Below are 19,546 nucleotides of genomic sequence, written 5' to 3' on the forward strand. Positions count from 1 at the left end.
CGCCCAGATCAAGTAACACCACCGCACCACCACGCGAAGGGCCGCCCCGGGACACCCCGGGGCGGCCCTTCCGCACGCCCCGGGGGTGGTTCGGGTTGGTGCTGTTCCGCGCGTAGGTGGTCGTTCCGCGCATGCAAGGGCGGTCCGTATGCAGGTAGTCGTTCCGCGCATGGAAGGGCGGTCCGTGCATGGTGCGACGTTCCGCGCACAGGAAGCCGTTCGTTCCGGCCCCCAACGCGCGAAACACCTTCCCATCCCACGGGCAATGGGACGGAACGCGCGCCCGGACCCTGCGCACCGCGGGACCACCAGCACGCCGTGACGGTCCTGGTTCCCAAAACCCGGACCCCACGAACCAAGACCGTCAACGACCAGATCGTGTCACCACACCCCCGGCTCCGCCCGGCGAACCACGGCTCCGACGACGGTTCCCGCTCCAGCGTGCTGCACAGCCGAGCAGCAGCGGCGGGCACATCTGCACCGACGGTTGACGGTCCTGGTTCCCGAAACCCGCTCATCGCGAACCAGAATCGTCACGAACCGGATCCGACCAGTACCCCGGCCCGGCAACGCCATCAGACGTGTGCCGTGACGTTCCGCCCGTGCGACGACACCCGTTCCGACCGCCTCCGCACGAAACGGCTTCCCGTCCCCCGTTCGGCGGGGAAGAGCGCGCTCAGACGCCGGGTGCCCGACCTTGCAGCGGAGCACTCCGGACGCCACGGAACCTGTCGGACCTGGTCGCCGACGCTCCTGCTCGCCGAACGGAACCGCCCGAACCGGGCCCGCGCCGGGGTCGAACGTCCTGAGCACGGGGAGACGTACCGCGCGGACCAAGCCCGTCCTTCCGACCACGTACGCGCGCAACAGCTTCCGATCTCACCTGCAGCGGGAGGGAACGCACGCTCGATCGGCAGGCAACCCGGTGCAGCCACGGCCCACACCCGCACCCGCACCCGCACCCGCGCCCGCACCCACACGCGGCCACCAGCCCCGACGCACCGGAACGGCCGGGAGCCCCGGTGCCGAGTGGCACCGGGGCGCCCGGCAGTTCGTTCCGACCCCCGCGTCAGCGGATGATCGAGATGTTGTCCGCCTGCGGGCCCTTCTTGCCGGGCCCGATGTCGTACTGCACGTGGTCGTTCTCCTCGAGGGACCGGTAGCCGGTCGTCACGACGATGCTGGAGAAGTGGGCGAACAGGTCCTCGGACCCGTCGTCGGGGTGGATGAAGCCGTATCCCTTGGCGTGGTCGAACCACTTCACGGTGCCGGTGGGCATGCTCGTCAACACGGCGTCAGTGGATGCGCAACTGCGCGACCATCGGGCAGTTGAACGGGTCGCGGGCGGCGAGCCCGACCCGGTTCAGATACCGCACGACGATGCCGTAGGAACGCAGCAGCGTGGTCTCGGTGTAGGGCACGTCGAGCGTGTCGCAGTGCTCGCGGACGAGCAGGCGGGCCTGCTTGAGCGCGGGGCGCGGCATCGACGGGAACAGGTGGTGCTCGACCTGGTAGTTCAGGCCGCCCATCAGGAACGAGACCCACCAGCCGCCGCGGATGTTGCGCGAGGTGCGCACCTGGCGCGAGAAGAAGTCGACCTTGGCGTCGTGGGCGATGGTCGGCATGCCCTTGTGGTTCGGGGCGAACGAGGCACCCATCATCACGCCGAACACGGCGAGCTGCACCCCGAGGAACGCGCAGGCCATGCCGAACGGCAGGAACCAGAACACGACCGTCAGGTAGATGCCGAAGCGGGCGACGAGCAGTGCGGCCTCGAGCCAACGGTGCTTCACGTCGGCCTTGGTGCCGTTGCCGGTGACGATGCTCATCACGGCGTAGCGGTGCAGGTTGAGGCCCTCGAGCGTCAGCAGGGGGAAGAACAGCCAGCCCTGGAAGCGCAGGAACGTCGACATGAGCGGGCCCTTGGCCGCGGCGGCGTCCTCCGGCAGGAACCGGATGCCGTCAGGGGCGATGTCCGGGTCCTTGCCGACGGTGTTCGGGTTGCCGTGGTGGCGGGTGTGCTTGTTCATCCACCACGAGTAGCTGAGGCCCACCATGAAGGTGCCGAGCCAGCGACCGGCGTGGTCGTTCCACTTCTGCGAGGCGAACACCTGGCGGTGCGCGGCTTCGTGCGAGAGGAAGGCGAACTGGGTGAAGAGGACGCCGAGTGCGCCGGCGACGATGAGCTGGAACCACGAGTCGCCGAGGAACGCGAAGGCGACCCAGGCGAGGGCGAAGGTGCCGACGAGGCTGCCGAACAGCGCCCAGTAGAAACCGGTGCGGCGGTTGAGGAGCCCGTTGTCCTTCACCTGCGCGAGGAGGGAGGAGTAGGTCGAGGTGCCGTTGCGGCTCCCCGTGCCGGGGCGGGTCCGGGTGAACCCGGGAGCGAGCGGAGTGGTGGTCATGAGGACCGACCTTCAGTACGGACCGGCCCTTCGGCCGGTTCGAGAGAGTTCACGCGATTGCGCTTGTCGCGACTCTAGGGCCTGCACATGCGATTGCACCTGGCAATCCGCCGGTCCGGCTACGGTGGCCGGATGGGCAAGGTCACGCTGCAGGACGTCGCCGTGCACGCGGGCGTGTCGACGAAGACCGTCTCGAACGTCGTCCGCGGGTACCAGCACGTCAGCCCGGCGATGCGCGACCGGGTGCAGGCGGCGGTGGACGAGCTCGGGTACCGCCCGAACGTCTCCGGCCGGTCCCTCGCCACCGGCCGGTCGAACATGCTCGCCTTCGCCTTCCCCGACCTGCGACGCCCGTACTTCGCCGAGCTCGCGCACGTGTTCTCGCGGGTGTGCGCCGCTCGCGGCTACCAGCTGCTGCTCGAGGAGACCCTCGGCGACGCGGACGGCGAGCGGTCCGCGGTGCGCGGGCGGGAGTCCGGGGTGGTCGACGGCGTCGTGCTGCACCCGCAGGCGCTGTCGCCCGAGGTGATCGACCGCCTGCGCGGCGACACCGCGGTGGTGTTCCTCGGCGAGGACCGGCGACCCGAGCGTGCGGACCAGGTCGTCATCGACAACGCCGCCGCGGCAGCGCAGGCGGTGGCCCACCTGGTGGCGCTCGGCCGTCGCCGCATCGGGTTCTTCGGCCACGAGACCGGACCGGAGTCGAGCACCTCGGGCGTGCGGCTCGACGGCTACCGTGCCGGACTCGCCGCCGCGGGGCTGCCCCTCGACGACGCACTGCTCGTCCCCCGCGAGGTCGGCGACGCCGCGGGGGCCGAGGTCGCGTTCGGCCGCGCGCTCGACGCCGGGCTCCGGCTCGACGCGCTGCTCTGCCGCGACGACCTGGCCGCCGTCGGGGTCCTGCGGGCGATGCGGCTGCGCGGGCTCGACGCCCCGCGGGACGTCGCCGTGGTCGGCTGGGACGCGATGGGGCTCGGCTCGAGCCTGGTGCCGAGCCTGACGTCGGTCGCGCCGGACACGGTGGCGCTGGCGGACACGGCGCTCGACCTGCTGCTCGAGCGGATCGACGGGTCGGACGTGCCCGGACGGCTCGTCACGGTCGGCCACCGGCTGGTCGTCGGCGAGAGCGCACCGTTCCCCGACGGCACGGTCGACCGCGCCCCGGCCGGCGTGACGGCCTGACGGCCGCCGCCCCACCGGGCAGGACCCTCCGTGCCGACGCAGCCACCGGGGTGGCGGTGACCGCCGTCGGACGGGAGGCCCGTGGCGGACCCGCCCCGTGCCTCCCGTCCGACGCGTGCCCGGGTGCCGACCCGCGGTCCGCGCGGTGCCGGCCCGCCCGCTCAGTGGCCGCTCGGGTGCACGCTGCCGAGGAGTTCGACGACGACCGCGCGCACCGACTCCGGCAGGCCGACGGTGCCGAGCTCGACGATCCGGTCGGCGCGCGGCAGGTCCTTCGACACGACCTGCCAGGCGGCGAGCTTCTCGGGGTTGCCCGCCTGGGCGCCCTCGAGCACGCGGCGGACGGCGGGTCGGGCGTCCAGCCCGACGACCGGCGGGCCGGCCAGGGTGACCACTCCCCCGGCGGCGGTGTCGACGTCGAGGTCGACGGAGAACCGGTCCTCGGCACGCGCCGACGTCGCCTGGCCGTCGGCCGGGACCGCCAGGAAGGTGACCCGCCACGAGCGACGGCCGGGCACGACGTCGACCGCGCCCTCGGTCGGGTGGACCCGGAACTCGGCGAGCGCCGCGTCCCACGTCAGGCGGGTCCGGGCGGTGCGGTCGGGGTCGCCCTCGCGGTCCTCGACCAGGGTGAAGGACCCGGACGTGCCGGGGGCGACGAGCACCTCGAGTGCGGTCGGGTTCGCGGTCGCGTCGGTCTCGTCCGGTGCTGCCAGGGGCAGCACGCCGCCCTCGCGGAGCAGGACGGGGACGGTGTCGAGCGTGCGGTGCAGGTCGACGAACCGGTCGCCGGCGTAGGTGGTGCCGGTGAACACGTCGGTCCAGGTGCCCGGCGGCAGCCACGCCCGTGCCACCCCGTGCCGACTGACCGGGTCGCGGGGTGCGACGATCGGGGCGACGAGCAGCTCCGACCCGAAGGCGTAGGTGTTCGGCGACTCGTAGGCCTCGTCCCGGCGGGGTTCCAGGTGGTAGAGCGGTCGGACGAGGGCGGCGCCCTCGGCGGTGCCGTGGTTCATCGTGTGCAGGTACGGCACGAGCCGGTGCCGGAAGCGCAGGGCGTCGCCCATCGCGGCGCGGGCCTCGGCGGGGAACGCCCACGGCTCCTTGCGGATGAACGGGTTGTTCGCCGAGTGCAGGCGCATGATCGGCGAGAACACCCCGAACTGCACCCACCGGGTGGCGAGTTCGTCGTCGCGGACGCCGCGGGTGTGGCCGCCGATGTCGTGGCTCCACCAGGGGTAGCCGATGTTCGCGGCGGTGGCGGTGAACTCGGGCTGGAACGCGAGCGACGCCCACGAGACGACGGCGTCGCCGGAGAACCCGACGGCGTACCGGTGGCTGCCCGGGCCGGCGTAGCGGGAGAACGTCATGCCGTCGGCGGTGTCGGAGCCGCGTGCCGAGTCGAGCAGGTGGAAGTGGTTGAGCAGCCAGAGCGGGTCCACGCCGGGCAGGCCGGTCTCGCGGCCCTGCTGCCAGTCGATCCACCAGAAGTCGACGCCCTGGTCCTCGAGGGGCCGGTGCAGGACGGCGAAGTACGCCTCGAGGAACCGGCGGTCGGTGGGGTCGAACGGGATCGGTTGCTCGGTGTCCGGGTCGACGCCCATCGCCTCGGCCATCGCCGGGTAGGCGTCCTCGAAGGCGCGGACGCCGTCGGCGGGGTGCAGGTTGAGGGTGGTGCGCATCCCCCGGCGGTGCAGCTCGGCGAGGAAGGCTGCCGGGTCCGGGAAGAGCGAGGGTTCCCACGAGTACCCGGTCCACCCGTTGCCGAAGCGCGGCGGCACGGAGTCGACGCGGTGCCAGTCCATGTCGACGACCGCGACGGAGAACGGCAGGTGCTCGTCGGCGAAGCGGTCCACCAGCTCGAGGTACGAGGCGTCGCTGTACGGGTGGTAGCGGCTCCACCAGTTGCCGAGGGCCCACCGGGGCAGGCGGGTGGGAGCGCCGGAGACGGCGTGGTACGCCCGCAGGGCGGCGTCGTAGTCGCGCCCGTACGCGAACACCGTGACGTCGCGTCGACCGGGCACGCGGGTGCCGATCCAACCGTCGTCCGAGAACAGGAAGGACGCGCTGTCGTCGAGCACGGTGATGCCGTCGCGGGCCAGGACGCCGGACTCGAGCGGCATCCGACCGTCGACGTCGTCCAGGGTGCGTCCGGTGCCGCCGAGGTCGCGGGGTTCCTGTCCCCAGCGCCACCGGTTCGCGTCCGGGCCGGTCGTCTCGACGACGAGTCCGCTCGGGCTGAACGGGCGGCCGTCGTACCGCAGCCGGGCGCGCTCGGTGGTGACGAGGACGCCGCCGTCGGCCGTGCGGTCGACCGTGAACGACGGCACGGTCAGGCGGCGGCGCATCGCGAAGGTCGAGGCGCGGTCCTCGAACCCGCCGTCCTCGCTCCACTCGACCCGGAACGCCCCGGCGTCGAGGACGGTGACGCGCCAGTGCTCCCCCGTGACGACGGCGGCGGGGTCGGCGACCGGGTCGGACCCGGGGAACGGCCGGACGGTGCTCGTGGTGGTGGTCGGTGTCGTGGTGCTCACTCGCTGTCCCTCAGCTCTTGACCGCGCCCTGCGTCACGCCGCTGATGACCCAGCGCTGCGCGAACAGGTAGACGATGATCGTCGGGGCCATCGCCATCAGGTACGAGGCGAAGGCGACGTTGTAGTTCGTGCCGAACTTGCTCTGGAAGATGTTCTGCACCACGGGGAGCGTCTGCAGCGCCGGGTCCGCCGTGATGAGCGACGGCATCATGAAGTCGTTCCAGGACGCCAGGAAGGCGAAGATGCCGACGGTCGCGTTCATCGGGCCGAGGAGCGGCAGGATGATGCGCCAGAAGATCTGCCACGTGGACGCGCCGTCGATGCGGGCGCTCTCCTCGAGCTCGACGGGGATCGACCGCAGGTACGCCGAGTAGAGCAGCACGCTGAACGACAGTTGGAACATGGCGTGCAGGATCCCGACGCCGACCGGGTTGTCGAGCCCCATCTCGGCGGTGAGCTTGATCTGCGGCAGTGCGACGACGGGGAACGGCAGGAACATCGCCGCGAGCAGGTACACGAACGACCAGCGGAAGAACCGGCGGTGCCAGTTCCGGACGATCGCGTACGAGGCGAACGAGCTGAGCAGCAGTGTCGCGACGACGGTGAGCGCGGCGACGCCGAGCGACACGGTGAAGGACACCGGGAAGCGGGTGAGCTGCCACGCCTCGGCGAAGGAGCCCGGGTTGAACGGGAACGGCAGCGAGAGCGCGTTGCCGTCGACGGATTGTGCGCTCGTCTTGAACGCCATCGCGACCGTGACGTAGAGCGGGATGAGGACGGTCAGCGACGCGAGGCCGAGGACGACCGTGAGCGTCCAGTTCGTGCCGCCGAGGCGGTGCCGGCGCGGGCGGCCCGGACGGCCGGTGTCGGCGGTGGTGAGGGTGCGGGTGTCGGTGCGGGTGTCGGTGGCGGTCATGCGAGACGCAGGTTCCTTCCGCGGGTCGCCGCGAGCTGCAGCACGGAGATGAGGACGGTGATGACGAAGAACACGGTCGCGTTCGCCATCTGGTAGGCGTAGTCGCCCCCGGTGAAGCCGCCGAAGATGGTCATCGCGACGCTGCTCGTCGCGCTGCCGGGTCCGCCGTTGGTGAGGCCGACGATGACGTCGTACGCCCCGAGGTAGCCCTTCACGCCGAGCACGGTGTTGATGACGATGAAGCCGCCGAGCAGCGGCAGGGTGATCGCGCGGAGCTGCTTCCAGCCGGTGGCGCCGTCGAGCGCGCTGGCCTCGTACAGGTCCTCGGGGATCGAGGTGAGCCCCGCCGTGTAGATGAGCAGTGCCCCGGGGACCGTCTGCCAGGCGGACACGATGACGATCGCGAGCCAGGCGAGGTTCGGGTCGCCGAGGATGCTCTGCTGGAGCGGCCCGAACCCGACGCCCGTGGCGAGGGCCGGCACCGTGTTCGAGAACAGGTAGTTGAAGACGTAGGCGACGACGATGCCGGAGATCACCATCGGGATGACGAAGACGGAGCGCAGTCCGGCGGCGAACCGCACGCGCTTCGCCAGGGCGATCGCCAGTGCGAGGGCGATGACCTGGGTGACGATGACGGTCACCACCGCGAAGCCGAGCGTGAACCCGTAGGACCCGATGATCGCGGGGTCGGAGACGAGCGCCCGGTAGTTCTCGATGCCGAGGAACTGCCACTGCCCGAAGCCGAGGTAGTCGGTGAAGCTGTAGAAGATGCCGACGCACGCGGGTGCGACGACGAACGCCGTGAACAGCACGAGGGCCGGCACGAGGAACAGGTAGTACATGCCCTCGGTGCGCTTGAGGGACCCGACGCGGCGGTGCGTGCGGGCGGCCGCGGTCGCCGGTCCGGACGTCGCCGGGTCGGTGTCGCGGGAGAGCGGTGTCTGCATGGTCATGGTGGCTCCTGTCCGGGTCAGACCGTCGCCGACCGGCCGGCGAGACGCCGCCAGTCCGCGTCGAGCCGGCGCAGCATCGAGGTGAAGTCGCCGCTGCGGATCGCGGACTGCAGGTAGTTGCCGAGCGGGATCGAGGCGGGGATGAACGTGCCGGCCCCCTGGTAGAAGGCGGCGTCGTCGACGTACTGCTGCAGACCGGCGAGCCGCTCGTCCTGCTGCGGCGGGGCGTCCTTCGTCGGCGAGTACGCCAGGTTGTCGTCGTTGTACGCGTCGATGACCTCGGGCTGCATGAGGAACTCGACGAGTTCGCGGGCCTCGTCACGGTGCTGCGAGGCCGTCGGGATCCAGAGCCCGAGGTCGATGTTGACGCGGGCCTTCCGGTCCCCCGGGTCGTTCGACACCGGCAGGGCGAACGTGCCGACCTCGAGGTCCTCGTCGATGAGCGCGATCTGGCCGAGCGCCCACGGGCCCTGCAGGTACATCGCGGCCTTGCCCTGTCCGAAGGCGAGGTTGCCGTCGGCGTAGGCGCGGGTGGCGTGGTCCGGGTTGAAGAACGACGAGATCGTCTTCGCGCGCTCCATCGGGACCGCGAAGTCCTGCTCGAACGAGACCTCGGAGTCAGGTCCGATGTCGGTGCCCTGCGCCTTCATCTTCCGGAAGAACGTGCCGGTGTCGACGAGACTGCCGACGGAGTAGTCGAACAGGCCCTGCCACAGGGTCCAGGTGTCGCGGTCGGTGGCGTAGATCGGGGTGACGCCGGCCTTCTGCAGCGTCCGGCACACCTCGACGAAGTCGTCCCAGGTGGTCGGGACCGGCAGGTCGTGGTCGGCGAAGATCCGCTTGTTGTAGATGACCCCGGCGGCCGCCAGCGAGTACGGCAGCACGCTCGTGCGGTCCTCGAACCGGGCGTACTGGTTCGTCAGGGTGTCGACGTCGGGTCGGACCCGAGCCGCCGACGGCAGGTCGGAGAGGTCGCTGAGCACCCCGCGCTCGATGTACCGCGCGAGCTCCAGGTTGTCGTTGAAGCAACCGACGTCGGCGGGCTCGCCGCGCACGAACTGCGGGGCGATCGCGGTGGTCGTGTCGTGCACCACGGACAGCCGCGGGTGGGCGCCCTCGAACCGGCGCAGCAGGTCGTCGAAATAGGCGATCACCTCCTGCTTCTGCTCGTAGAAGCGCAGCGTCGTCGTGCCGCCGGCCGCTGCGCGCGGGGTCGCGCAGCCCGCGAGCGCCATCGTGCCGAGTGCGAGCCCGCTGGCTGCGCCGGCGAGGAACCCCCGTCGACTCACGGCCGCTCGCGTTCCGGTCCTGCTTCCCACCATCGGGTCACTCCCTCTGTGCGCGTCGTCGCGCACCCCTTTTTTACAGCGCTGTAAAGGTGATGTCAACGTTGTAATTACCCCGCGCGCTCGAGACCGGGCCGTGGGACGGACGGGAGGCGCGGGGCGGTGCCGCACCGCGCCTCCCGCCCGTCACCGTCCGCGTCCACGGCGCGACACGCCTGAGTGGGCGTACAGACACGCGGCCGGGCACGATGGAGGGCATGTCGCGCACCACCCCTCCAGCACCCGAGTCCACGACGTCGAGTCACCAGGTCAGGCGGTGGGTGTTCTGGCCCGCGGCCGTCCTCGTGCTCGGCTTCGTCGCGTTCACCCTCGTCTCGCCCTCGAGTGCCGAGGCCATGTTCGTCGGCCTGCAGGACGGCATCGTCCGCAACTTCAGCTGGTACTACGTGCTCATCGCCGCGTTCTTCGTCGGGTTCTCACTCTTCGTCGGCTTCAGCAGGTTCGGCGACGTCAAGCTCGGCAAGGACGCCGACGAGCCGGAGTTCTCCACGGCATCGTGGTTCTCGTTGCTCTTCGCGGCGGGCATGGGCATCGGCCTGGTGTTCTACGGCGTCTCCGAGCCGCTCAGCCACTTCGCCTCGCCGCGCCCCGGCGTCACGGGCGACGAGAACGAACTCGCCCAGCAGGCGCTCGTGCAGACGTTCCTGCACTGGGGCCTGCACGCCTGGGCGATCTACGTCGTGCTCGGCCTGGCCCTCGCGTACGCGATCCACCGCCGCGGCCGCCCCGTCTCGATCCGCTGGGCGCTCGAGCCGCTGCTCGGCCAGCGGGTCCGCGGCGGGTGGGGCAACCTCATCGACGTCCTCGCCCTGGTCGGCACGCTGTTCGGCGTCGCGACCTCGCTCGGGCTCGGCGTGATCCAGATCGGTGCCGGGCTCGAGGCCGCGGGCATCGCCGAGAGCAGCATCGTCAGCCAGATCGCCATCATCGCGGTGATCACCGCCGTCACCATCGTCTCGCTCGTCACCGGGGTGTCGAAGGGCATGAAGGTCCTGTCGAACTTCAACCTGCTGCTGGCGGCGGCGCTCCTGCTCTTCGTGCTCATCGTCGGGCCGACGCAGTTCCTGCTCCGTGACTTCGTGCAGTCCATCGGCGCCTACCTGCAGAACGTCGTCGGCTTGTCCTTCAACGTCACCGCGCAGCAGGGTGCGGCCGGCGAGGAGTGGCAGGGCGCCTGGACCACGTTCTACTGGGGCTGGTGGATGTCGTGGGCGCCCTTCGTCGGCGTCTTCATCGCCCGCATCTCGAAGGGCCGCACCGTCCGGCAGTTCGTGTTCGGCGTCCTGCTCGTCCCGACCGCCCTGACCTTCCTGTGGTTCGCCGTGCTCGGCGGGTCGGCGATCCACCGCCAGACCGACGGTGCGGGCGGCCTGGTCGGTGCGGACGGCACGGTGGACGTCGAGGGGTCCCTCTTCGCACTCCTCGGCGACCTGCCCGCCGGCGCCGTGCTCACCATCGGCGCGATCCTGCTCATCGGCGTCTTCTTCGTGACGTCCTCGGACTCCGGCGCGCTCGTCATGGCGATGATCTCCTCCGGCGGGGACATCGAACCGCGGAACTGGCTCCGCGTCTTCTTCGCGTTCGTGTCCGCCCTGCTCGCCGTGGCGCTGCTGCTGAGCGGCGGGCTCGACGCCCTGAAGACGGCGGCGATCACCACCGCCCTGCCGTTCAGCGTCGTGCTGCTGCTGACGTGCTGGTCGACGATCATCGCGTTCACCCGGGAGCGCCGTGCCTACGACAAGGCCGAGCGCGAGGTGCTGCTCGAGCACGTCGGGGCGTACTACGGCCTCGAGGTCGAGGAGCCCACCGAGCGCGGCGGGCGCGGCGGCCCCGGCGCGGGCGGCCTGGGCGGGCTGACCCGACCGTGGGCGGCGGTGAAGCGGCGCGTCCGGGGCGCACGACCCGGCGCTCCGGAGGCTCCCGTCGCCGCGGACGCGGTCGAGGACTTCCCGGTCCGGACCGAGCACGTGTCGGAGGACCCGGCGCTCGACGCCGCCCTGGACCGCACCGGGGACGACGACCGCTGAACCGCGCGGGCGGCTGCCCGGGGCGTCAGGTCAGGCTGCGCTCGGCCTTCTGCACGGCGGCGTCGACGATCGTGCGGAGCTCGGTGTCCTCCGGCACGCCGAACGAGTACGGTGACCCGACGGTCACCAGGACGAGGTGCCCGTCGCCGGCGACCATGCAGGTCTCGCCGGTGACGGAGCTCAATTCGTAGCGGATGCAGGTCGACGCCGCACCCCACTCGCCGAGGTCGAGCGGCACCGTCGTGATGCGCTGCTGCTGGCCGTCGATCGTGTAGGTCGCGCCGTCCGTCGGACAGTCGGCGACGGCGTCGGCGACGGTCCGGACGTGCCCGGCGGCGTCCGGGTCGGCGGCGACGGCGACGGAGAGGTACGACGACGTCGACTCGCGGGTCCAGTCGGCACCGCTCTCGGGGACGTCGTCGAACTCGTCGGGGAACGCCTCGGAGAAGTCCGCCGCGCAGGCGCCGGGGCTCTCGGCATCGCGCGAGGTGGTACCGCCACTGCCGTCACCGTCGCCGTCGCTCGTGTCGGGCTTCTCGGTCCACCCGCCCACGGGGAGCTCGCTCGTGGTGAGGACCGCCGAGCGCAGGGCGTCCTCGGTGAGCGCGGCGGTCGGGGTCGGCGTCGAGGTCGGTGCGGCCGGCCGTGCCGATCCGTCGCCGCTGCCCTGCGGTTCGCCGCCGCCGGAGCTGCAGCCCACCAGGATCGCCGTGCAGGTGATGGCCGTGGTCGTCGCGAGCACGCGCGCTCGTCGTGATGGTCCCCCCATGCGGCCAGTCTGGCACCTCCGGTGGGCTCGCGCACGGCACGTCGCGGGCACCCGTCGTCCGTGCCGCCCGTGGCGCTGCCCGCGGGTGGACCCTCGCCGCCGGACGGGATCCGACCGCAGGAACATGAGACCTGCTAACGTACCTCCGACCCCCGATCGGGGGTCACCAGGACGGAACTGCCCGAGTTCACCCGACGTCCGCACCCACCGCAGAACGGCACCGCCCCCGGCGAGGCCGTGCTGCGGCGACGCCTGTCGGTCGCTCGGCAGGCCCTCCGTGAAGGACCCGAACCCAACGGAGAACACCATGCAACGCACCACCACGCGCATCCTCAGCGGTGCCGCCGTCTCGATCGTCGCCGGCGGGATCGCGGCCGTCGCGGTCGCCGGCATCGCCTCGGCGCACACCCCGGTCGTCTCGGCCACCTGCACCGACCTGCACGTGAGCCTGACGAGCTACCCGTCGGGCTCGACCGCCGACGTCGTGCTCGACGGCGCCGACCAGGGCACGACCACGTTCGGCCGCGAGGGCTACGACCGCCACTACGCGCTCGACGTCACGGCGACCCACACGTGGTCCGTCGCGGTCACGTCGGGCGACGGCGACCGGCGCTTCGACCGGACGTACTCCGGAGCCTCGGACGCCGCCTGCGTCCCGACCGCGACCGCCACCCCGACGCCGAGCGCCCCGGCGACGCCGGAGCCGACCGGCACCCCGACCCCGAGCACGACGCCCACGCCGAGCGCCCCGGCGACGCCCACGGCCAGCACCCCGCCGACCGCGCCGGCTACACCCACGGCGACCACACCGCCGACCCCGTCCGCGACACCCGTCGTCGCCCCGCCCACCCCGCTCCCCGCCACGGGGAGCACGCCGACGGCCACGGCCACGGCCACGGCCACGGCGACGCCGGCCGTCGTCGGCGGGACGGACGGCGGCACCGGGCCCTCCGCCACGGGCGAGCTCGCGTACACCGGCTCGCCCGTCGGCCTGGGCGTCGGAGCGGGCGCCGCGGTGGCCGTCGCGCTCGGCGGCGGTCTGCTCGGCTGGACCGCCGTGCGCCGTCGCCGCTCCGCCTGACCCGTGCACGCTGACCGGGAGGGCGACGGGCTGCCCGTCGCCCTCCCGGTCCGCACGCTGCGGGTCGATCAGGCCCGGAGCGGTCAGGCCCGGAGCGATCAGGCCCGGGGCGCGACCGGCTCCGGCTCGCCGAGCAGCCGCCGTGTCCAGTCCGCCAGGGCCGCCGTCGCCCGCTTCGACACGGTCGCCTCCGGCACCATGCTCGTGAAGCCGTGGAAGGCGCCCGGCCAGACGTGCAGCTCGGCGTCGACACCGGCCGTCCAGAGCGCGCCGGCGTAGGCGACGGTCTCGTCGCGGAAGACCTCGGCGCTGCCGCAGTCCAGGTAGGTCGCGGGCAACCCGGACAGGTCGGTCGCCCGGGCCGGCGCGGCGTACACCGAGACGTCGTCGGTGCCGCGACGCGGTCCGAGGTACGCCTGCCACCCGAAGCGGGTCATCTGCCGGTCGGCGATCCCGACGCCGTCGATCTGCGCCGCCGAGACGGTGGCGTCCCGGTCGTCGAGCATCGGCGAGACCAGGACCTGTGCCGCGAGTGACGGCCCCCGGCGGTCACGTGCCAGCAGGGCCGTCCCCGCGGCGAGGCCGGCGCCGGCGCTCTGGCCGGCGATGACGATGCGTGCCGGGTCCACCCCGAGCTCGTCGGCATGCTCGGCAACCCAGACGAGGCCGGCGTAGCAGTCCTCGACGGGGTACGGGTCGGGGTGCTCGGGTGCGAGCCGGTAGTCGACGCTGACCAGGACGACGTCGTGGTCGAGGAGCCACCCGTCGTACGAGTCGAGGTTGCCGAGGTGGTGCCCGAAGGCCATGCCCCCGCCGTGGATCGTGTAGACGGCCGTCGTCGGCCCGGTCCTGCCGGTGCGCCGGATGACCGCGAGGGTGATCGGGTCGCCGCGGTGCCCGGGCACGGTGACGCTGGACCGCTCGAGTCCCCGTTCCCGCAGTCGGGCGTCGAGGACGTCCTCGGTGACGTCGAGCTGCCGCATCCCGGGCAGCATGTCCTCGGTCAGCGTGAACGGGCCGCGGGACGCGACGGCGTCGAGGAACCCGGCGAGCTCGGGGTCGAACGGCGGGCGGACGGTGGGCTCAGACATCGGAGGGCTCCTGCATCGTGGTCGTGGTGGTCTTGGTGGTGGTGGCGGCGACGGGCTGGTCGGTGCTGGGTGTCCCTGGCACGGGCACGGCGGTCCCGGCACGCGCGCGTGCCAGTCCGACGCCGACCAGCACCGCGGCGAGGACCGTGACCGCGCCGGCGGCGACGGCGAGCGCCGTGCCGATGGACGCGCTCCGGTCGGGCGAGGTGACGGTCGCGGTGATGCTGCCGCTGACGAGCGCCGCCAGGACCGCGCCGGTCACGGTCACGCCGACGGCCGTCGCGAGCTCACCGGCGGTGTCGACGAGTGCCGCTCCGACGGAGGTCCGGTCGGCGGGCAGGCCGGCGAGGACGTTGTTGCCGGCGACCGCACCGACCACCCGCATCCCCGCGGCGACGAGGACGAGCGCGACCAGGACGGACGGGTAGCCGAAGCGGCCGGCCACGGCGAACACGGCGAGGCCGAGGACGACCGCGGCGGCACTCGTCCACGCCGCTCGTCCGAGTCCGGCCCGGCGGACGAACGGGCCGACGAAGCGCCCGCTGAGCAGGAGCACCAGCACCTGCGGCAGCGTCCCGACGGCGGCGAGCACGGGTGACCAGCCCCAGACGAGCTGGAGCTGCAGCGTCACCATCGTCGACAGGCCGGCCATCGAGAGGCCGGCGGCGGCCTTGTACGCCAGACCGCTCGCGACCAGGGGACGTGCGACGAGGTGGAGGTCGAGCAGGGGGTGGCGCGCCGCACGCTCGCGCAGCACGAACGCGACCCCGGCGCCCACGGTGACGGCGAGCGCTCCCCACGCGGCCGCTCCCCCGCTGCCCGCGACCAGGACGGTCGGCGTGACGAGCACCCCGACGACCGCGACGGCGCCGAGCAGTGCCCCGGCCAGGTCGACCGGGTCGCGCCGCAGGTCCTCCGGCCGGTCGGCTGCGACCCCGGCACGGATGCCGAGGAACGCGACGGCGGCGATCGGCGCGTTGGCGACGACGAGCACCTGCCACGGGGCGACCGCGAGGACGAACCCGCCGACCGTCGGCCCGACCGCCAGGCCCACGAGCCCGGCGGTGGATATGACGGTGAGCGCCCGGACGCGCAGGCCGTCGGTGTCGAAGAGCCGGAAGGCGAGCGCCATCGACCCGGGCGTGGTCATGGCCGCCGCGACGCCCATCAGAGCCCGGACGGCGACGAGCCCGCCGACCGAGTCCACGACGAGCGTCAGCGCGCTGGCGACCGCGAGCAGCACGAGCCCGACGAGCATGACCCGGCGGCGACCGAACCGGTCGGCCACGGCGCCGAAGAGGAGCATGAGGCCGCCGAAGGCGACCGAGTAGGCGCCGGTCACCCACTGCAGCGCGGAGGTCGACGCTGCGAGGTCACGGCCGATGGTGGGCAGCGCGACGTTCAGCACCGAGTTGTCGAGCATCTCGAACAGGAACACCGCGGACAGGCCGGTCAACGCGACCCATGCGTCGCGGAGGCGGTCCGGTGGCTTCGAGGTGCCGGTCGGCAGCGGGGATCGGACGGTCACGGGCGCACTCCTTCGATGAAGAAGTGGCGGCTCCCGTGAGACGCGTGCGCGCTTCCGCACTGCCTGAGCAGTGCGGGATTTTTCCCTCTGCTGCACACCGTAGCGCACTCGGCGAGGTGCCGCAGCGGGTGTGGCCGGTCAGCGCCTCGTCGGCGCCGACCGCGGCGGGGTCAGTCCGTCGACGGCGGGTCGGTGCGCAGCTTCCGTGCGGCTGGGTCGTCCGAGTGCGACGACGCCGCGTCGACGAAGCGGCTCCCGCCGACCTCCGCCGTGCGCCGTGTCAGCTCGTTGACGAGGTCCTGGTCCTCGGGTTCGAGCTCGTCCTCGGGGGCGACCTCGATCATCACCTGGGACGCCGGACCGAGGAGCACCTGCGCGGTCGCCGCGAGGCCGTCCTGGTCCGAGGTCGGGATCTCGACGATGTCCGTCGTCCCGTTCTCGCCGAGCGCCGCCGCGTACGCGAGCACCGCCTCCGCGATCGCGTCGCCGGTCATCACCTTGTTCTCGCCGTAGACCACGTACTTCATGCGTCCATGGAACGCCGCCGTGGCCGAGAACGCGCTGAGGCGCTGTCCCCCGCCCGCCACGGCGCCGGGACCGGCCACGATGCGGACGGGAGGCGCGGTGCCGGACCGGCACGTGCCTCCCGTCCGCCCGTGGTCGCGCCTACCGCCCCGCCGGCCGGCGGGCGCGGGTCACCAGGACCGCCGCCGCACCGGTGGCCGTCCCGACCACGAGGACGACCGCGGCACCGATCGTCGCGGCGTCCGGTTCGAGGAGGGCCTGTCCGCGCTCCGCCTGCCACCACAGGAGCGCGACGAGGGCGATCGCACCGACACCCGCGACCCGGAGCAGGTCGCGTCGGACCCGCTCGTCGAGCCGGGTCCGACGGAGCAGGAACCACGCGAGCACCGGCAGCACCTGGAGCATGTGCAGCCCGACGAAGTGCGCCACCCGCAGGTCGCCGTGGTGCAGCGACCACCCGGTGAGCGGCAGGCCGGGGCCGCCGTCGAGCGCGCCGACGGTGTGTCCGCCGTTCGTGGTCGACGTCGTGCCGTTCACGATCATCGACACCGCTTCGAGCATGCCGACCACGCACAGCAGCAGTCCCCAGCGGATCCCCGCGGCGACGCCGGCGTCGAGGCCGGTGGTGCGGAGTGCGAGGACGGCCACGACGACGGTCGCGAGGAAGACGGCGACCACGCTGAAACCGCCCGTGGCGTAGGCGGCGGCGTCGAACGGGGCACCGGTGTTGAAGTGGCTCGTCGTGCCGCGCACGACCTGCACGTCGATCCAGAGCACCTCGACCGCCAGCGCGACGACGAGGACGGTCGCGAGCACGGTGAGGGTCCTGCGGTGCGCGTGGACCGCACCGAGCACCCACCGGATGGTCAGCAGGGCGAGCGCGATCGACACCGCGAACTTCGACGGCTTGACCCATGCCGGCTCACCGCCGATGTGCTCACCGTCCAGGGCGATCGCGGCGGCGCTCACGACGAGCAACGCCAGGCTGACCACCGTCGCGATCCCGAGCAGACGCCGAGCGGGGGCCGACGCCGACGGGTCCGGCGCACGGTGCGGCCGGGCGTCGATGCGGTCCTGGAGCCGGGTGGAGAGCGAGGTCATGCACCCATCGTCGAGCGGCCGGCGGCGCGACGCATCGTCCCTGCGGACGCCTCGACCTCGTCCTGCGGGCCGTGTCCGACCGGTCGGTCGACGGGGGGACGGGCGGAGGGCGCTTGCTAGCGTGCACCGAGGAGAGGACGACGATGCAGGGATCGGAACCGGGTGGACCCCGGCGCCTCGAGCGGCTGTGGGCCGTCCCCGTGGTCCTCGGCGCCCTCGCCGGCGCCGTCGCGTCGTGGAACTCGCCGCCGGCGCTCGTCCTGATCGCGGTCGCCCTGGTGCCGTGGGCGGTCGCGGGCACCCGGCGGACGCTGCCGGAGTGGCTGGCCGCCGTCCTCGCCGTCGGGCCGCCCGTCGTCGTCACGGTGCTCGTCGACCTGAACGCCGTGGAGTTCCTCGTGACGTCGGCGCTCTCGCAGTTCGTCGGACGCAGGGCGGGCCGCGGCCGGGTCGCCCTGGCCGCGGTCGTCGGGGCCGCCGCACCCTTCGTTCCGGCCGCCGTCGGCTGGCCGTTCAACGAGGGCGCCGTCTACTTCGCGATCGGCAACCTGCTGGCGATCGTCGTCGGGCTCCTGCTCGCGCACACCCGCACGCTCGCCGCCGAGCTGCGCGAGGTCGACGCACGACTCACCGCCGCCCGTGCGCAGGAGGACCGCACGCGCCTCGCCCGGGACGTCCACGACCTCGTGGCGCACTCGCTGACCGTCGTCGTGCTGCAGATCGGCGGTGCCCGTCGCATCCTCCGCACCGACGTGGACGCCGCCGAGACGGCCCTGTCGCAGGCGGAGCTCGTGTGCCGCGAGAGCCTCGACGGCGTCCGGGACGTCGTCGGCCTGCTCCGGACCGACGGCGACGAGCCGACCCGGTCGTGGAGCCTCGACCACCTCGTGGCGACGTACCGGGACGCCGGGGTCGAGGTGTCGCTGGTCGTCGACACGGACGTCGAGGCGCTGCCCGTCCTGGCCCGGGGCACGCTGTTCCGGGTGGTGCAGGAGGCCCTCGCCAACGCCGCACGCTACCGACTGCCGGGCACCCCGGTGCGGGTGCGGATCGCCGACGACGACGGCGTCCTCGTCGGGACGGTCGAGAACGAGCGGCCGCTCGACGGACCCGTCCCCTCGACCGGCGGCTACGGCCTGCCGGGCCTGCGGGAGCAGGTCGAGCGCGCAGGCGGCACGGTCGTCAGCGGTCCCGACGGCGATAGCTGGCTCGTCGCGTGTCGCCTGCCGGTCGTGGCCGACCACAGCGGGGCGGCGATCCGGTGACGGTCCGGATCGTCCTCGCCGACGACCAGGCGATGATCCGGTCCGGCCTGGCACTCGTGCTCCGCGCCGAGACCGACCTGGAGATCGTGGAGGAGTGCGCCGACGGGCACGCGCTGCTGCGCGCCGTCGCACGGACCGCACCCGACCTCGTCCTCACCGACGTCCGCATGCCGGGCACCGACGGCATCGAGGCGACCAGGCGGCTCCGAGCGCTGCCGGACGCCCCACCCGTCCTGGCCCTGACCACCTTCGACGACGACGACGTGCTGTGGCCGGCGCTCGACGCGGGTGCCGCGGGCTTCGTCCTCAAGGACAGTCCCGCCGAGGCCCTGGTCGAAGCGGTCCGGGTGGTCGCCGGTGGGGGCACCTGGATCGACCCGCGGGTGCTGCCCCGGGTCGTCGCGCGCGCCGTCGCGCAGCCGCAGCCCGACGCCGACCGTGCACGGGCGCTCTCGTCGCTCACCCCGCGGGAGCGCGCCGTGCTCGACCTGGTGTGCGACGGGGCCAGCAACGCCGAGATCGCCGTGGCGCTCCGCACCGCCGAACGCACCGTGAAGTCGCACGTGTCGGCGGTCCTCGCCAAGCTCGGCGCGCGGGACCGGGCCGGAGCGATCGTCGCCGCCCACCGCGCCGGCTGGCGACCGCGCTGACGGCGGTGCCGACGACTGCCCTGACGGCGGCGCTGACGACCGGGCCGACGACCGCATCGCCCGGAGCGGAACGGTCGCCCGTGTCGCGAGGCGGCACCGGAGTCCACAGAACGAGACGCCCCTCGTGCCCCTTCCTCGGGGGCCATCCGAGCCGTATGGTTTACAGCGTTGTA

16 protein-coding genes are annotated in these 19,546 nt (G+C 72.8%); 5 read left to right on the plus strand and 11 right to left on the minus strand.

The features are described 5' to 3' along the window. Positions 1 to 1,069 precede the first annotated feature (1,069 nt). Positions 1,070 to 1,279 (minus strand): cold-shock protein, encoded by a 210-nt coding sequence (locus BIU97_RS01845; protein WP_071253577.1) that lies wholly within the window; start codon positions 1,277 to 1,279, stop codon positions 1,070 to 1,072. A gap of 16 nt (positions 1,280 to 1,295) precedes the next feature. Then, positions 1,296 to 2,405, minus strand: a complete 1,110-nt coding sequence (locus tag BIU97_RS01850; protein WP_071253561.1) for a fatty acid desaturase family protein — start codon at positions 2,403 to 2,405, stop codon at positions 1,296 to 1,298. Between the two features lie 87 nt (positions 2,406 to 2,492). On the opposite strand from BIU97_RS01850, the gene BIU97_RS01855 reads away from it, so the two are divergent. Beyond that, positions 2,493 to 3,587 carry a LacI family DNA-binding transcriptional regulator gene (locus BIU97_RS01855; RefSeq protein WP_254782834.1) on the plus strand — a complete coding sequence of 365 codons (1,095 nt, stop codon included), beginning with the start codon at positions 2,493 to 2,495 and terminating at the stop codon, positions 3,585 to 3,587. 161 nt (positions 3,588 to 3,748) lie between these two features. Here BIU97_RS01855 and BIU97_RS01860 read toward each other — a convergent pair whose 3' ends face one another. The 4 genes from BIU97_RS01860 to BIU97_RS01875 are packed head-to-tail and all read right to left on the minus strand — an operon-like array spanning position 3,749 to position 9,279. Beyond that, positions 3,749 to 6,121: a glycoside hydrolase family 31 protein gene (locus BIU97_RS01860; protein WP_071296921.1), complete on the minus strand. Its 2,373-nt coding sequence runs from the start codon at positions 6,119 to 6,121 to the stop codon at positions 3,749 to 3,751. 10 nt (positions 6,122 to 6,131) lie between these two features. Continuing rightward, positions 6,132 to 7,037, minus strand: a complete 906-nt coding sequence (locus BIU97_RS01865; protein ID WP_071253555.1) for a carbohydrate ABC transporter permease — start codon at positions 7,035 to 7,037, stop codon at positions 6,132 to 6,134. Then, positions 7,034 to 7,990 carry a carbohydrate ABC transporter permease gene (locus BIU97_RS01870; protein WP_071296922.1) on the minus strand — a complete coding sequence of 319 codons (957 nt, stop codon included), beginning with the start codon at positions 7,988 to 7,990 and terminating at the stop codon, positions 7,034 to 7,036. Before BIU97_RS01870 ends, BIU97_RS01865 begins: the two co-directional genes overlap by 4 nt. Before the next feature lie 17 nt (positions 7,991 to 8,007). Next, positions 8,008 to 9,279: an ABC transporter substrate-binding protein gene (locus BIU97_RS01875; RefSeq protein ID WP_083420783.1), complete on the minus strand. Its 1,272-nt coding sequence runs from the start codon at positions 9,277 to 9,279 to the stop codon at positions 8,008 to 8,010. Between the two features lie 254 nt (positions 9,280 to 9,533). Between BIU97_RS01875 and BIU97_RS01880 the strand changes: the two genes are divergently transcribed. After that, on the plus strand, positions 9,534 to 11,363 hold the full coding sequence (locus tag BIU97_RS01880) for a BCCT family transporter (protein WP_254782836.1): 1,830 nt from the start codon (positions 9,534 to 9,536) through the stop codon (positions 11,361 to 11,363). Positions 11,364 to 11,388: 25 nt separating this feature from the next. Here the strand turns inward: BIU97_RS01880 and BIU97_RS01885 are convergent, their stop codons facing one another. Then, positions 11,389 to 12,132, minus strand: a complete 744-nt coding sequence (locus BIU97_RS01885) for a hypothetical protein (RefSeq protein ID WP_139195857.1) — start codon at positions 12,130 to 12,132, stop codon at positions 11,389 to 11,391. 307 nt (positions 12,133 to 12,439) lie between these two features. On the opposite strand from BIU97_RS01885, the gene BIU97_RS01890 reads away from it, so the two are divergent. Continuing rightward, positions 12,440 to 13,213: a hypothetical protein gene (locus tag BIU97_RS01890; protein ID WP_071296926.1), complete on the plus strand. Its 774-nt coding sequence runs from the start codon at positions 12,440 to 12,442 to the stop codon at positions 13,211 to 13,213. Positions 13,214 to 13,311: 98 nt separating this feature from the next. Here BIU97_RS01890 and BIU97_RS01895 read toward each other — a convergent pair whose 3' ends face one another. From BIU97_RS01895 to BIU97_RS17475, 4 genes are all read right to left on the minus strand, one after another. Further along, positions 13,312 to 14,304: an alpha/beta hydrolase gene (locus tag BIU97_RS01895; protein ID WP_071296927.1), complete on the minus strand. Its 993-nt coding sequence runs from the start codon at positions 14,302 to 14,304 to the stop codon at positions 13,312 to 13,314. Continuing rightward, entirely contained in the window at positions 14,297 to 15,832 is a 1,536-nt protein-coding gene (locus BIU97_RS01900) for an MFS transporter (RefSeq protein ID WP_302846691.1), read from the minus strand. The genes BIU97_RS01895 and BIU97_RS01900 overlap by 8 nt, the downstream gene beginning before the upstream one ends. A 170-nt stretch (positions 15,833 to 16,002) precedes the next feature. Continuing rightward, positions 16,003 to 16,359, minus strand: coding sequence for a hypothetical protein (locus tag BIU97_RS01905; RefSeq protein WP_071253540.1), 357 nt, complete (start codon positions 16,357 to 16,359; stop codon positions 16,003 to 16,005). A 139-nt stretch (positions 16,360 to 16,498) separates the two neighbouring features. Next, entirely contained in the window at positions 16,499 to 17,458 is a 960-nt protein-coding gene (locus BIU97_RS17475; protein ID WP_139195858.1) for a hypothetical protein, read from the minus strand. 143 nt (positions 17,459 to 17,601) lie between these two features. On the opposite strand from BIU97_RS17475, the gene BIU97_RS01915 reads away from it, so the two are divergent. Together BIU97_RS01915 and BIU97_RS01920 are read left to right on the plus strand one after the other, a co-directional pair. Continuing rightward, positions 17,602 to 18,723 carry a sensor histidine kinase gene (locus BIU97_RS01915; RefSeq protein ID WP_071296928.1) on the plus strand — a complete coding sequence of 374 codons (1,122 nt, stop codon included), beginning with the start codon at positions 17,602 to 17,604 and terminating at the stop codon, positions 18,721 to 18,723. Then, entirely contained in the window at positions 18,720 to 19,373 is a 654-nt protein-coding gene (locus BIU97_RS01920) for a response regulator transcription factor (RefSeq protein ID WP_071296929.1), read from the plus strand. The genes BIU97_RS01915 and BIU97_RS01920 overlap by 4 nt, the downstream gene beginning before the upstream one ends. Positions 19,374 to 19,546 lie beyond the last annotated feature (173 nt).

This window comes from Curtobacterium sp. MCBA15_009, from assembly GCF_001864895.1.
Taxonomy (GTDB): domain Bacteria; phylum Actinomycetota; class Actinomycetes; order Actinomycetales; family Microbacteriaceae; genus Curtobacterium.

Coding starts and splice junctions, on each gene's coding strand:
- BIU97_RS01880 (WP_254782836.1), top strand. CDS start 9,534: ATGTCGCGCACCACCCCTCCAGCACCCGAGTCCACGACGTCGAGTCAC.
- BIU97_RS01890 (WP_071296926.1), top strand. CDS start 12,440: ATGCAACGCACCACCACGCGCATCCTCAGCGGTGCCGCCGTCTCGATC.
- BIU97_RS01870 (WP_071296922.1), bottom strand. CDS start 7,990: ATGACCATGCAGACACCGCTCTCCCGCGACACCGACCCGGCGACGTCC.
- BIU97_RS01855 (WP_254782834.1), top strand. CDS start 2,493: ATGCGATTGCACCTGGCAATCCGCCGGTCCGGCTACGGTGGCCGGATG.
- BIU97_RS17475 (WP_139195858.1), bottom strand. CDS start 17,458: ATGACCTCGCTCTCCACCCGGCTCCAGGACCGCATCGACGCCCGGCCG.
- BIU97_RS01905 (WP_071253540.1), bottom strand. CDS start 16,359: ATGAAGTACGTGGTCTACGGCGAGAACAAGGTGATGACCGGCGACGCG.
- BIU97_RS01845 (WP_071253577.1), bottom strand. CDS start 1,279: ATGCCCACCGGCACCGTGAAGTGGTTCGACCACGCCAAGGGATACGGC.
- BIU97_RS01895 (WP_071296927.1), bottom strand. CDS start 14,304: ATGTCTGAGCCCACCGTCCGCCCGCCGTTCGACCCCGAGCTCGCCGGG.
- BIU97_RS01885 (WP_139195857.1), bottom strand. CDS start 12,132: ATGGGGGGACCATCACGACGAGCGCGCGTGCTCGCGACGACCACGGCC.
- BIU97_RS01850 (WP_071253561.1), bottom strand. CDS start 2,405: ATGACCACCACTCCGCTCGCTCCCGGGTTCACCCGGACCCGCCCCGGC.
- BIU97_RS01865 (WP_071253555.1), bottom strand. CDS start 7,037: ATGACCGCCACCGACACCCGCACCGACACCCGCACCCTCACCACCGCC.
- BIU97_RS01915 (WP_071296928.1), top strand. CDS start 17,602: ATGCAGGGATCGGAACCGGGTGGACCCCGGCGCCTCGAGCGGCTGTGG.